Consider the following 12,504-nt stretch of genomic DNA (forward strand, 5'->3'; position numbering starts at 1 on the left):
CCACCCTCGTCCTCGCCCGCCCAAGGAGCAGCATGACCACCGTCGACCGCGCCCTCGGGCGCCCCCGAGCGTTCACCCCGACGGTCGGCCTGGCCGTCGTACGGCGCCATCCGCTGATCGCCGTGCTCGCCGTGATGGTGCTGGTCTTCCAGTTGTCCACGGGGAGCTTCCTCGATCCGGGCAACCTCTCGGGCATCGCCACCGACGCCGCGACCCTCGCCATCGTCGCCGTACCGCTCGCGCTGCTCGTCATCAGCGGCTATCTCGACCTGTCGGTCGGCTCGACCCTGGCCCTCGGTGGCCTGGTGGCGGGCTGGCTGGCGGGACAGGGCCAGTCGCCCGTCGTGGCCGTGCTGGGCGCGCTGGCCGCCGGTGCGGCGGTGGGTGCCGTGAACGGGGTGCTGTGCTGCTACTTCGGCCTCTCGGCGTTCATCGTGACGCTCGGCATGCTGACCGCCGTACGGGGCCTGGCGCAGCAGCTCTTCCCCCTGCCGCTGAGCGGCTTCGGCTCCGGGTTCGCCTGGCTGGGCGGCTCCCGGATCGCGGGCGTCGCCGCACCGGTCGTCATCGCCGGGCTGGTCCTGGTGGCGGGCGCGCTGTTCCTGGCGCTCACCCCGGGCGGACGGCATGTCTTCGCGATCGGAGTCAACCGGGAGGCCGCCCATCTCTCGGGCGTCAACATCCGCCGTATGCCGTTCGCGCTGTTCGTGGTGACGGGTGTGGCCGCGGCCCTCGCCGGAGCCATCAAGGCGTCGGTGCTGGACAGCGCGGTCGCCGGCACCTCGGGCGCGGGGTTCGAGCTGACCGTGCTGACCGCCGTGCTGCTGGGCGGGGTCGCGCTCTCCGGCGGCTCCGGCTCGGTTCTCGGCGTCCTGCTCGGCGTACTGTTCCTCGGCGCCCTCCAGAACGGGCTGACACTGCTGAACGTGCCGACGTTCTGGCAGCAGATGGCCCAGGGGGTCGCCCTGGTGGCGGGCGCGGCGCTCGCGTACTTCGCGCCACGGACACGGTGACCGTCGCCTCAGCACGTCTCCCGTCAATCGAGCAAGCCTGGGGACTCCCCCGACGGGACTCCCCCGAACTCCCGTGGGTCCGGGCTCCCCTGGCGCCCATCGAACCGGATCCCCCGAACATCACGAAAGAGGTCCGAGCGTGAGCGACACCGCTCCCACCCTCATCCTGACCGGCGGCCAGGTCCTCACCGTCGACGGCGCCTTCTCCGTCGCCGAAGGCGTGGCCGTGCGCGGCCGGGACATCGTCGCCACCGGGTCCGACGCGGAGATGCGCGCTCTGGCCGGGCCCGGTACCAGGATCGTCGGGCTGGCCGGCCGGACCGTGCTCCCCGGCATCAACGACTCGCATCTGCACGGAGCCGCGTACGGGATGACGAAGCCGCCGTTCGCCCTGGACGTGGGCCATCCCGCGGTACGGTCGATCGCCGGCATCGCCTCCGCCGTGAGCGGCGCGGTGGGCGCCGCCCGGCCCGGCGAGTGGATCGTCGGCCTGGGCTGGGATCCCGGCTATCTGGCCGAGTGCGTCGCCGACCCCGGGCGTTTCCCGCACCGCCGCGACCTGGACGCGGTGGCGCCGGACCATCCGGTCTGCCTGACCGACTTCTCCTCGCACATGGTGTGGGCCAACAGCGCGGCCCTGCGCCAGTGCGGGATCGACGCGGACAGCGTGCCCCCGCCGGGCGGCGTCATGGACATCGACGACACCGGGGAACCCACCGGCATCCTGCGCGAGGCGGCGCAGCGGCTCGTCCAGTCCGCGCTCCCCTCCCCCACCGTGGCCCAGCGGCGCCGGGCCATCCGGAACGTGATCGGTGAACTGCACTCTCGCGGCGTCACCAGTTACACCGAGCCCGGTCTCGGCCCCGGGGGCACGGGCACCCTGTTCGGAGGCCTGAGCACCGACAACTGGACCGCGTACGCCGAACTAGCCGCGGCCGGTGAGCTCGACGCCCGCGTCAGCGTGCTGCTGCTGCCCGCGCCCATGGGCGGCTCGGCGGACGACCTGCGCAAGGGCCTGGCCGAGCTCAGCCGCCCGGAGTCCGCGGACCCGCGGGTGCTGCGTGCGATCGGCGTGAAGATCTTCGCCGACGGGGTGCCGCCGAACCGTACGGCCTGGATGAAGGAGCCGTACGCCGAAGGCGGCCACGGAGCGCTCTGCGTGCACGGCGACACGCCCGCGCTCCAGGTCGACGAGTTGTACGAGATGGTCCGGGTCGCGCACGAGGCCGGGTTCCAGCTCGGGGTGCACGTCACCGGGGACCGGGCCATCGACACGGTGGTGGACGCGTTCGCCGCCGCCCACGCGGCCGCTCCCCGGCCGGACGCGCGGCACTATGTCATCCACGGCGACTTCATCGGCGCCGACAGCCTGGGGCGCCTGGCCGCGAACGGGTGGGGCGTCAACATGAACCCGGCGATCAAGTGGACGATCTCGGATCTGATGGACGCGGTCGTGGGTCCCGAGCGCTCGGCCTACCAGTGGCCCGTCCGGTCCGCGATCGACGCCGGTGTCACCGTCTGCGCCAGCTCGGACGCGCCCATCACCGAGCCCGACTGGCGCCAGGGCGTCGCCTCGATGCTGCTCCGCGAGTCCAAGGCCAGCGGCAGGCCGAGCGGCCCCGAGCAGTGCGTGCCCCTCGCCGACGCCCTGCGCGCGTACACGTCGAACCCGGCGCTGCAGGACTTCGCCGAGTCCTGGAAGGGCACGATCGAGCCGGGCAAGGTGGCCGACCTGTGCGTCCTGGACCGGCCCCTGCTGGATCTGGACCCGCACGACATCCCGGAGGCGGAGGTGGATCTCACGGTCTTCGACGGGCGCGTGGTCTTCGAGCGCTGAGACGCGCGGCCCGCCGCCGGGCGCCCCGGCCGGCCGGGGCAGTTGCCACCCTCCGTACAATTTGTACCCGAACGACTGGACGGAGCGGTACGGCCCGTCCGGTTCAGGCGACCAGGACCGAAGGAGCTCCCGTGCCCGGCCAGCGATCCATCACCGAAGCCGAGAAGCTCGCCGCGGCGAAGCTCGGCGGCATACCGATCCGCCGGGACCAGATGGCGGCCGTGGCCAACATCTACCGGGCCGCGTCGGCGGTGCGGCAGCACCTGGAGAACTCCGTCCTGCGGGGCTCCGACCTGACCTGGACGGCCTTCGTGGTGCTGTGGGTCGTCTGGGTGTGGGGCGAGTCGGAGACCCGGCACGTGGCGGAGGAGGCGGGCATCTCCAAGGGAACGCTGACCGGGGTCGCGCGCACCCTGGAGTCGCGTGGCCTGGTGCGCAGGGCCGGACACCCCTCCGACGGCCGGCTGGTCCTGCTCAGCCTCACCGACAAGGGCGAGGAGCTCATGCAGCGGGTGTTCCCGGAGTTCAACGCCGAGGAGGCCTTCGTCATGGAGCGGCTGAGCGACACGGAGTGCCGGGCCCTCGCGGAGGGACTGCGCAGTGTCGTGCTCCAGGTCGAGGAGCGGGGCGAGGAACGGCGGGCAGCCCTTCTGAACGGCGCGGAGCCCGCACCGCGCCGCAGCGGCCGCCGCCCCAAGGCATGAGGGCCGGCGATCTCGTACCGCTGGGACGGACGGGGCTGCGGGTCAGCCGGCTGGGGCTCGGACTGGCGTCCCTGGGCGGTCTCTTCGCCCCCGTGCCGGAGCGACAGGCCGCCGCCACGCTCGACCGCGCCTGGCAGCTCGGCGTGCGGCTCTACGACACGGCCCCCGTGTACGGCTACGGGCTGTCCGAGACCCGTACCGGCGCGGCCCTCGCGAGCCGGCCGCGCGACGCGTACGTGCTGTGCACCAAGGTCGGCCGGGTCATCGAGCCGGGAGGCACCGACACCCAGCCGATCTGGGCGGATCCGCCGCCCGGTGTGGGGCCCCGGCTGGACTACTCGTATGCCGGAGTGATGCGCAGCGTCGAGGAGAGCCTGGAGCGGCTGGGGCTCGATCGTGTCGACGTACTGCACGTCCACGACCCCGACGAGGACTTCGCCACCGCCGTGGGTGAGGCCTACCGGGCTCTGGCCGACCTGCGGGCACGCGGCGTCATCGGCGCGGTGTCGATCGGCGTGAACCACGCACCGGTCGCCGCGGCGTTCCTGCGTGAGGCCGCTCCGCCCGGGCCCGACTGCGTCCTGCTCGCCGGGCGCTACAACCTGCTCGACCAGTCGGGCCTCGACGAGCTGCTGCCGTTGTGCGCCGAGCGGGGCGTGGCCGTCCTGGCGGCGGGCGTCTACCACTCGGGGCTGATCACCGATCCGCGTGCGGGCGCCCCTCACGGGTTCGGCACGGTTCCCGCGGACCTGGCGGCGCGGGTGCGGGCGTGGTGGCGCGTGTGCGCCGACTTCGGGGTGCCACCGCCGGCGGCGGCCGTGCGGTTCCCCTTCGGGCATCCGGCGGTCACCGGCGTGGTGGTCGGCGCCCGCTCGCCGGAGGAGGTGTCCGGCACCGTCGACTACCTCGCCCACCCGATTCCCGGGGACTTCTGGGCGGCCGTCAAGGCCAGGGGCCTGCTCCCCGAAGGGACACCGACACCCGCCTGACCTGCAGCCCGCCGATCGCGGCCCCGGTGGCGGTCACCCCCGTCCGACCGGGGCGTCCCTCCCGGGTGCCGCGGGCAGCACCGCCAGGACCTCCCAGCCGGGGCCCTCCTCGCGGGGCCGGGCCTCGATACGGCCCTGGAGGGCGGTGACCCGTTCGGTGAGGCCGACCAGGCCGAAGCCTCCGCCGCGGGCCGCCTCCGGGAGCCGGGCGCCGCCGCGTCCGTCGTCGCGGACCGAGATCTCCAGGGCCCCGGCGGCGTACCGCAGGGCCACGGTGACCTCGGTGGCGTCGGCGGCGTGACGGCGTACGTTCGTCAGGGCCTCCTGCACCACGCGGAACGCGGCGGCCTGCACCTCGTGCGGCAGGTCGTCCGGCACCGAGGGGTCGCGGTGGAGCTCGGCCCTGTGTCCGTCGGCTCCCCCGACGCCGTCGAAGCCGTCGACCAGTTCGGTGAGGGCGGTGAGGTCGCCGACCGGGCGGCGGTCCTCGGGTTCGGCCGTCTCATGGTGTTCGCGGAGGACACCGACCGTGCGCCGCATCGACGCCAGCGCCTCGGTCGCGGCCCTCTCGATGCCGGCGAGCACCGGGTCGAGCTTCCCCGGCTCGGTCGACGCCATCATGCGCGCCACCTGGGCCTGCACCAGGATCCCCGTGACGTGGTGGGCGACGAAGTCGTGCAGGTCTGCGGCCATGGCGAGCCGCTCGGCGCGGCGGATCTCGGTGACGGCCGCCCTCCGGCGGTTGTCCAGGGTGCGGACGTAGGCGGCCAGTCCGACGGTCAGGCCGACCACCAGCAGGAACACGGCGAGCACTCCGGCAAGGCTGCTGTCGGGTTCGACGACGTAGTACGGCAGCGGCAGCGCCAGCACCGCGATGCCGCCCAGCGCCCCGCAGACCAGTGCCGCCCGGGGTGGGCAGGAGCGGACGGCGACGAACATCAGGCACAGCAGCAGGGTCACCTGCCCCGGTGCGGGCGGCGCCTCCTCGCGCAGCGCGACGAGCGCGAGGACATACGCGAGGGAGGTGAGCGGGGGTACCGAGGTCCGCACCTGCGGGGTGAGCCATGCGGGCCTGCGCCGGGCGGGCCACAGCAGCGCCGTGAGTCCGACGGCCAGTACCAGCAGGAGGGGCCAGATGGGGGCACCTTCGGCCCCGTGGATCAGCACGTCGGTGCCGCAGGCGAGGAACAGCAGGACTACGGCGCCGGTGCGGAGACAGCCGGATTGCCGGGCCTGTCCGGGACGGTCCGTGCCGCCGCCTGCAGGAGCCTTGGTGTCGAGCGCGAGGTTCACGCCCTTCACAGTAGGCAGCGCCGGCGCCGTCCGTATCGGCCGTACGGCCGAGGAGGCGCCCGCGCGGGGCCTGGAAACCCGGCCGTTCGGCGGAGGCGGCCGTCCCGCCGTCGCGAGAGGCTGCTGCCCGGAAGTCCGCGCGCCACCGGGAGGGGCCCGTCAGGCATGATGCGCCCATGACCGACCGCAGCCCGATCCGGGTTCTGATCGCCGACGACCAGGACATGGTCCGCACCGGCTTCCGCTTCTTCCTCGACGCCCAGCCGGACATCACCGTGGTCGCCGAGGCCTCCGACGGGGAGACGGCGGTGCGGCTGGCGCGTGAGGTACGGCCGGACGTGTGTCTGCTGGACATCCGCATGCCGAGGATGGACGGTCTGGAGGCCACGCGGCTGCTGGCCGGACCACAGGTCGCCGACCCGCTGCGGGTGGTCGTGGTCACCACCTTCGACCTCGACGAGTACGTCTACGGAGCCCTGCGGGGCGGGGCCTGCGGCTTCCTGCTCAAGGACTCGGGGCCGACCCTCCTGGCCGAGGCCGTACGGGCCGCCGCGGTGGGTGACTCGCTGGTGTCGCCGTCCATCACGGTCCGGCTGCTCCGACATGTCACGGCCGCTCCCGAGCAGCCCGCTCCTCCTCCCGCGGCCCCGGCGCCCCGGGAGCCGCTGACCGACCGGGAGCTCGACGTCGTGCGCCTGGTGGCCCTGGGCCACACCAACGCCGAGATCGCCGCGGCCATGTTCGTCTCCCTGTCCACCGTGAAGACGCACCTCGCGAGCGTCCAGCTCAAGCTCGCCGCCCGCAACCGTGTCGAGATCGCCGCCTGGGCCTGGCAGACGGGCCACGCGGGCGAACGCCCCTGACCCGCCCGGCGCCGGGCCGGGGTCACCCCCTGCCCGGTCCGCCGCTGCCGAACGAACCGCTGGACCCGGGGTTCCAGCGCCGGCGTTGCTGGTCCTGGCTCCGTTTACTGCCGGAGGCCTGGAGGCCGTGCGGGGTGAGCCGCTCCCTCTCGTCCGCCGCCCGCGGGACCTCGTTCGGCTCCCGCATCTCCCGGCTCTCGCGGACGGGTCCGCCCGGCGGGGGCGTGGGATGCTCGTCGGGCCGGGGGGTCCTCGACTCGCGGCGTCGTACCTTCATGCCGAGCCGGACCGCCCATATCAGCGCGCCCGCGACGACAAGACCGATGATGAGGATCGCGATCCCACCGGCCGCGTTCGTCGCGGCTGCTTCGTACTGGCTCGTGGTCATCGTCCCCGGGTACCCGGTCGCGGGAAGCTGACTCCCGGGCCGCGTGGCACGCCTCGCACGTGGCCCGGCCTTCCGGCGGGAACCCGGCGGTCGTGGTCAGGGTGCGGGGATCCGGCGGTCGGTTGTCAGGGTTTTCGCGCGACGCCGCCCAGGGCGATCACCTCGCTCCCGGAGGGGGCGGCGCCCGGGTCGGGCCGCCAGTCGGCGAGCGGGACGACACCGGGTTCGAGCAGTTCCAGGCCGTCGAAGAAGCCGGCGAGCTGCCCCGGGCTGCGCAGGTGGTAGGCGGCCGCCCCGCTCTCGTTGTAGAGACGGGTCGCCTCGGCGTTCGCCTCGTTGGTGTCCACGCTGTCGTTGAAGGCGAGGTAACTGCCCGACGGCAGTGCGCCCATGAGCGTGCCGACGATGGCGCGCGCCTGGTCGTAGTCGGCTATGTGCCCGCTGACCTGCATCAGGGTGAGGGCGACGGGCCGAGTGAGGTCCAGGGTCCTGGCCGCCTGCCGCAGGACGGTCCCGGGATCGTGCAGATCGGCGTCGACGTAGTCGGTCACCCCCTCGGCGGTGCCGGCGAGCAGCGCGTGGGCGTGGGCCAGCACCAGGGGGTCGTTGTCGACGTAGACGACGCGGGCCTCGGAAGCCACGCGCTGGGCGATCTCATGGGTGTTGTCCGCCGTCGGAAGACCGGTGCCGATGTCGAGGAACTGCCGGATCCCCGCCTCGCCCGCCAGATGCCGCACGGCCCGGCCGAGGAAGGCCCGCGAGTCCCGGGCGAGGTCGGTGATGCCGGGGAAGATCTCGCGGAACGCGTCGCCCGCCTCGTGGTCGACCGGGTAGTTGTCCTTGCCGCCCAGCCAGTAGTTCCATATCCGGGCCGAGTGCGGCACGGTCGAGTCGATCTTCGCTGACGGCGCGGTGTCAGGGCCGGACGACTGCTGCGTCACCTGACAACACCTCCTCGGGATACCGGTGTTCGGCGGAGGCGACGTGACCTTGGCGCCGCCCGTGCCCCTCAGAAGTACACGAAGAGTCGCCGGGCATGTGCGGCGAGCACATGAATGGCCCGTTCCCGACGGTGAGTTGACGCCGGGGCCGTTTCCCGCGGGCCGGCACCCGTGAGGCAGACGCGTATCAGGACGTGAGCGTGACCCGCAGTCCGACGGTGCCGTCCTTGCCGCGGCGGACACGGCTGCCCAGGAGGGTGAGGCGGCCGAGGAGTCCGTACTTGCGGGCGATGAGCCGGCGGTAGTGGTCGGTCGTGGCGGGGTCGGCCACCTCGGCACGGCCGGGGACCTGTTCACCCGTGGGGTTGCCGCGCATGTCGCACGGGCCCACAAGGACGTCGGCACGGTTTCGGATGCGCTTGACCTTCCACGAGTCCGCGGCCGTCCAGACGCCGAGCGCCTCTCCGTCCCGCACCACCCACACCGGGGTCGCGACGGGGGTTCCGTTTCTGCGGTAGCTGGTGATCAGCACGTACTTGCCCGCGGCGAGCGCGGCCGGCGTGGTGTCGTCCATGGGGGGAGTGTAGGCGGGCCGGGCGATCGCCCGGCCCGCGCGGTCCTGGCCGCGGTCAGGACAACTGGCCGTCGTAGTCGGGGAGTCGGAACGTGCGCTCCGCGTGGCCGCCGACAAGGTCGGTCTCCTTGTTGCCGATATTGGCGATGATCGTGTAGCCCTTGGCCTCGATCTCCGCCCGCTTGCTGGTCTTGTAGGCACTGACCTCGGCGAACAGATCGGGGAGATCCCGCACGTAGAGACCGTTGACGGGGTAACCCACGGTCTCCAGGTTCCACTTCGTGAGGCTCTCGATGATGCCCGGCCGGGCGGTGACGAAGAAGATGTCGACACCGCGGGAGTCGGCGTACTTGGCCAGGTCCAGCGAGGGCTTGAGCGCCGGGGTGGGCAGCTGGTACCAGGGGGTGAAGTCGGTCTCCAGCGTGGTGTTGTCGATGTCGAAGACGATGGCGAGCTTCTGCCCCGCGGTGCCCTCGGTGCGCTGTTGGACGTACGGCTTCGCCTGGTCGATGACGGCCTTCACGTCGCGCTGCCAGGTGGCGTAGTCGACGTCGGCGGTGGCTTCGGCCGCTGCCAGGTTCACCGTGGTCCCGGCGGGGGCCGCCGCGGCCGGTGCGGTGGCACCGGCCGTGGCCCCGACGCCGAGCACCACGACCACCGAGACCGCGCCGATCCGGCGCCTCACACCGCGTGTTCTCATACTCGTCCTCTTCTCATGTCGAAGCGGCGAGGTCTCCGCCGTCGCCGCGCTCGCCATGTTCATGCCCATCTGTGGCGGGGAGTCAACGCGAAAGTTACCTATTGGTAGATGGAATCTTGTGGGAAGCGTGCGCCCCGCGAGTCGTCCCTGCCGCCCCTGCCGCCCGGCCGGCCCGCCCCGGACGAAATGGCCTCGCCGGGCGTTCCCGTGGCGAGGGATGATGTCCTGGGAAGACAGGCAGGGGGCAGAGCGATGACTCAGGTGCGCGCGGACCCGCCACGGGAGATTCCAGGCGGGCGGCTTCTCGAAATCGCCTGCGACGAATCGGGGTCGGACGGGGAGAATCTCACCGGCGGAAACACCGATGTGTTCGCGCACGCCAGTGTGCGGCTGTCCGTGGAATCCGCCGCCGCATCCGTGCGGGAGATACGGAACCGTATCCGCTCGCCCGCCGAGGAGTACAAGGCGAACCATCTGCTGCGCGAAAAGCACCGGGCGGTTCTGGAATGGCTGCTCGCCCCATCGGGTCCTCTTCACGGGGACGCGCATGTGACCCTCACCGAGAAGGCGTTCTTCGTGGTGGACCGGACCGTCGACCTGCTGCTCGGCGACAGGGCGGAGGCGGTCGCGCTGTTCCGGGAGGGACCGGGGGTGTTCGGTGACGGCGACTGGCGGCAATTCCTGGAGGTGGCCAACCAATTGCTGCGCGTCCGGTACGACGGAGAACCGGACGCACCCGTCGACGAGTTCTTCCGAACGGTCGACAGGTTGCGCCGTGCGCATTCCCCCGCCCCGGCCGCGGGCGTTCTGGACCGGATCGCGGCGGCCCGGCCTCGCGCGGATTCCTATCGGGCACGCATCCAGGAGGGACCGTTCGTCCTGAATCCCGTCCTCAATCCGCTGCTGCCCGCCATTGTCCGGACGGCCACCCACTGGAGCGCCGGCGGACAGGCGGTCACGCTCGTGCACGACCGGCAGAACATGCTGACACCGGACCGTATCGTCTGGATCGAGGAAACGGCCCGCCTCCACGGAGTCAGGCTCGCCGGTCTGCGGCTCGTCCACTCGCGCCTCGATCCACGCGTGCAGCTCGCCGACTTCCTCGCGGGCATCGCGCGCAAGATCGCCTCGGACGAGCTCAACGGGCGGGGCGACCCGCTGCTCACGGCGTTGCTGCGCCCGTACGTCGGCCCGTCGTCCGTGTGGGGCGACGAGCGGAGCTGGGCGGTTCTCGGTCCGGCCGACGGGGAACGGACGGCCGTGTCTCTTCACCTGTGAAGATCCCCGGAGTCCCGGCGGAGCGCAACCGCGCCCTCTACATTGCGCGTTGACATCCACACCGCACAGCACCTCCAGGAGCCGCTCCCGTGACGCAGACCCAGGACTCCTCGCACCGCCCCGCCGCGTCGCCTGCGGCCGTCGAGTGGGTGAAGCTCCAGCTGGACGTCGACGCCTTCGATCTGGCGCGCTTCCAGCCGTACGTCGACCGGTGCCGCACCTCCGGCATCCGGCTGACCACGCTCTCCGAGCTCGGCGACACCCCGGAGCACCGGCAGGCCCTGTACGAGCTCAACAAGGAGTGCTCCGCGGACATCCCGGAGCGCGGGGCGTTCTTCACGTACGACGAGTACGCCCGGCACCGCTTCGACGCGCCCGGCTACGATCCGCGGGGCGTCGTGCTCGCCCTGGACGGGGACGCCTGGATCGGGATGGCCGCGACCTCGGACCAGCGGGCGTCGGGGTTCGTCCTCAACGAGATGACCGGGGTCCGGGCCCCCTACCGCGGGCGGGGCATCTCGGTGGCGATGAAGACGTACGGCATCGGGTTCCCGGGACTCTGCGGCGTGAGCACCGTCCGGACGTTCCACCATCCGCTCAACGTGGCCGCGATCGCCATGAACAGGACGATGGGATACGTGGACGCCACCTGGTGAACACGCGGGCACGAACGCACGTATGAAGAAGAGGGCGCTCAACGACGGGGGTCCTGGCGGTGGTTGACGCCGTGCCATTCGGTGTTCGGGAGCCATGGAATGAGGCACGCACGACGACGGGTCGTCCGGCGAGTGACACGGCTGGCGGCCGTCGGCGGACTGCTCTGCGGAGGACTGATGGTCACGCAGGCCATGGCGAGTGAACCACCGGCCAGCGGGTCCGCTCCTCCGACGAGCACTGCCCGGACCGTGGCCGGCACCGGCTCGGGGCTGGTGTCGAGGCTCGGTGACGCGCGCACGGCCGGTTCCTGGATCGGCGCCGACGGAGAGCCCGTCGTCGCGGTCACCGACGAGGAGGCGGCCGCCGAGGTGAAGGCCGCCGGGGCGCGCCCGAAGAAGGTGCGCTACAGCATGGACGACCTCAACTCCGCTACCGAGAAACTGCGTTCGGCTCCGCGCGTGGCGGGCACCTCATGGGTCATCGACCGCTCGTCCAACGAGGTCGTGGTGCGCGCCGACAAGACGGTCTCCTCCAAGGACTGGAAGCGGTTGACCAAGCTGGCCGAGGAGATCGGCGGCCCGGTGCGGATGGAGCGCATGGAGGGCACGTACACCACGCGGCTCAACGGCGGCCGGCCCATCTTCGCGAGCGGCGGGCGCTGCTCGGTGGGCTTCAACGTGACCAACGGGCAGGGCCAGTTCATCCTCACGGCCGGGCACTGCGGTCCGGCGGGCTCCGTGTGGTTCTCGGACACCGCGGGCACGCAGCAGGTCGGCCGGACCATCACGTCGAACTTCCCGGGCGCCGACTTCTCGCTCGTGCAGTACGCCGAGGGGCAGGGTGACGACGCCACCAACGTGGTGGACATCGGCGACGGGCGCGGAGTGCGCATCACCTCGGTGGCCGACGCCACGGTCGGCCAGAAGGTGTTCCGCAGCGGCAGCACGACCGGGCTGGCCGACGGCGAGGTGACCGCGCTGGACGCGACGGTGAACTACCCGGAGGGCACGGTCACCGGACTGATCGAGACCACGCTGTGTGCGGAGCCGGGCGACAGTGGCGGCCCGCTGTTCTCCGAGGGGGTCGCGCTGGGCGTGACCTCGGGGGGCAACGGGGACTGCGAGAGCGGTGGTACGACGTTCTTCCAGCCGATCAACAAGGCGCTCACGGCGCTGAACGTGCAGCTGACCGGTGTGGAGGGGGGTTCCTCCGCGGGGGAGCCCGCGCCTGCGGCGTCCGCGTCGGAGGGGGCTGTGGCTCCGGGGGC

General features: G+C 72.3%; 13 protein-coding genes. 8 read left to right on the plus strand and 5 right to left on the minus strand.

Annotated elements, in window-relative coordinates; all coding sequences use genetic code 11:
* The first annotated feature begins 32 nt into the window (after window positions 1-32).
* The 4 genes from FNH04_RS29490 to FNH04_RS29505 all read left to right on the plus strand — a co-directional run bounded on the left by FNH04_RS29490 (window position 33) and on the right by FNH04_RS29505 (window position 4,543).
* The gene (locus FNH04_RS29490) at window positions 33-1,013 is read left to right on the plus strand and encodes an ABC transporter permease (RefSeq protein ID WP_152788830.1); all 981 of its coding nucleotides are present in this window, start codon (window positions 33-35) and stop codon (window positions 1,011-1,013) included.
* Window positions 1,014-1,152: 139 nt separating this feature from the next.
* Complete coding sequence (locus tag FNH04_RS29495; RefSeq protein WP_322724180.1) at window positions 1,153-2,850, plus strand: amidohydrolase; 1,698 nt, start codon at window positions 1,153-1,155, stop codon at window positions 2,848-2,850.
* A gap of 131 nt (window positions 2,851-2,981) precedes the next feature.
* Window positions 2,982-3,554, plus strand: a complete 573-nt coding sequence (locus FNH04_RS29500; protein ID WP_322724181.1) for a MarR family winged helix-turn-helix transcriptional regulator — start codon at window positions 2,982-2,984, stop codon at window positions 3,552-3,554.
* Complete coding sequence (locus tag FNH04_RS29505; RefSeq protein WP_152788831.1) at window positions 3,551-4,543, plus strand: aldo/keto reductase; 993 nt, start codon at window positions 3,551-3,553, stop codon at window positions 4,541-4,543. Before FNH04_RS29500 ends, FNH04_RS29505 begins: the two co-directional genes overlap by 4 nt.
* A 33-nt stretch (window positions 4,544-4,576) precedes the next feature.
* Here FNH04_RS29505 and FNH04_RS29510 read toward each other — a convergent pair whose 3' ends face one another.
* Window positions 4,577-5,836, minus strand: a complete 1,260-nt coding sequence (locus FNH04_RS29510; protein WP_322724182.1) for a sensor histidine kinase — start codon at window positions 5,834-5,836, stop codon at window positions 4,577-4,579.
* A gap of 176 nt (window positions 5,837-6,012) precedes the next feature.
* Here FNH04_RS29510 and FNH04_RS29515 point away from each other — a divergent pair, with 176 nt between their 5' ends.
* Window positions 6,013-6,699, plus strand: a complete 687-nt coding sequence (locus tag FNH04_RS29515; protein ID WP_152788833.1) for a response regulator — start codon at window positions 6,013-6,015, stop codon at window positions 6,697-6,699.
* 22 nt (window positions 6,700-6,721) lie between these two features.
* Here FNH04_RS29515 and FNH04_RS29520 read toward each other — a convergent pair whose 3' ends face one another.
* From FNH04_RS29520 to FNH04_RS29535, 4 genes are all read right to left on the minus strand, one after another.
* Window positions 6,722-7,087, minus strand: coding sequence for a DUF6479 family protein (locus tag FNH04_RS29520; protein WP_152788834.1), 366 nt, complete (start codon window positions 7,085-7,087; stop codon window positions 6,722-6,724).
* Between the two features lie 125 nt (window positions 7,088-7,212).
* Entirely contained in the window at window positions 7,213-8,028 is an 816-nt protein-coding gene (locus FNH04_RS29525) for an SAM-dependent methyltransferase (protein ID WP_322724183.1), read from the minus strand.
* Window positions 8,029-8,215: 187 nt separating this feature from the next.
* Window positions 8,216-8,602 (minus strand): PPOX class F420-dependent oxidoreductase, encoded by a 387-nt coding sequence (locus tag FNH04_RS29530; RefSeq protein WP_152788835.1) that lies wholly within the window; start codon window positions 8,600-8,602, stop codon window positions 8,216-8,218.
* Between the two features lie 55 nt (window positions 8,603-8,657).
* A complete protein-coding gene (locus FNH04_RS29535) occupies window positions 8,658-9,302 on the minus strand; it encodes an HAD family acid phosphatase (RefSeq protein WP_152788836.1) in 645 nt (214 codons plus the stop codon).
* Window positions 9,303-9,554: 252 nt separating this feature from the next.
* Here FNH04_RS29535 and FNH04_RS29540 point away from each other — a divergent pair, with 252 nt between their 5' ends.
* The 3 genes from FNH04_RS29540 to FNH04_RS29550 all read left to right on the plus strand — a co-directional run.
* The gene (locus tag FNH04_RS29540) at window positions 9,555-10,580 is read left to right on the plus strand and encodes a DUF3800 domain-containing protein (RefSeq protein ID WP_152788837.1); all 1,026 of its coding nucleotides are present in this window, start codon (window positions 9,555-9,557) and stop codon (window positions 10,578-10,580) included.
* Between the two features lie 89 nt (window positions 10,581-10,669).
* On the plus strand, window positions 10,670-11,236 hold the full coding sequence (locus FNH04_RS46760) for a GNAT family N-acetyltransferase (RefSeq protein WP_322724184.1): 567 nt from the start codon (window positions 10,670-10,672) through the stop codon (window positions 11,234-11,236).
* A gap of 99 nt (window positions 11,237-11,335) precedes the next feature.
* The coding region (locus FNH04_RS29550) for a S1 family peptidase (protein ID WP_152788838.1) at window positions 11,336-12,504 on the plus strand (1,169 nt) is incomplete at its 3' end.

Source organism: Streptomyces phyllanthi, from assembly GCF_009377205.1.
GTDB classification, from domain to species: Bacteria; Actinomycetota; Actinomycetes; order Streptomycetales; family Streptomycetaceae; genus Streptomyces; species Streptomyces phyllanthi.

What these genes read in the sequence shown, in the direction of transcription:
- FNH04_RS29490 (WP_152788830.1), top strand. Translation starts at nt 33, where the DNA reads ATGACCACCGTCGACCGCGCCCTCGGGCGCCCCCGAGCGTTCACCCCG.
- FNH04_RS29505 (WP_152788831.1), top strand. Translation starts at nt 3,551, where the DNA reads ATGAGGGCCGGCGATCTCGTACCGCTGGGACGGACGGGGCTGCGGGTC.
- FNH04_RS29515 (WP_152788833.1), top strand. Translation starts at nt 6,013, where the DNA reads ATGACCGACCGCAGCCCGATCCGGGTTCTGATCGCCGACGACCAGGAC.
- FNH04_RS29520 (WP_152788834.1), bottom strand. Translation starts at nt 7,087, where the DNA reads ATGACCACGAGCCAGTACGAAGCAGCCGCGACGAACGCGGCCGGTGGG.
- FNH04_RS29530 (WP_152788835.1), bottom strand. Translation starts at nt 8,602, where the DNA reads ATGGACGACACCACGCCGGCCGCGCTCGCCGCGGGCAAGTACGTGCTG.
- FNH04_RS29535 (WP_152788836.1), bottom strand. Translation starts at nt 9,302, where the DNA reads ATGAGAACACGCGGTGTGAGGCGCCGGATCGGCGCGGTCTCGGTGGTC.
- FNH04_RS29540 (WP_152788837.1), top strand. Translation starts at nt 9,555, where the DNA reads ATGACTCAGGTGCGCGCGGACCCGCCACGGGAGATTCCAGGCGGGCGG.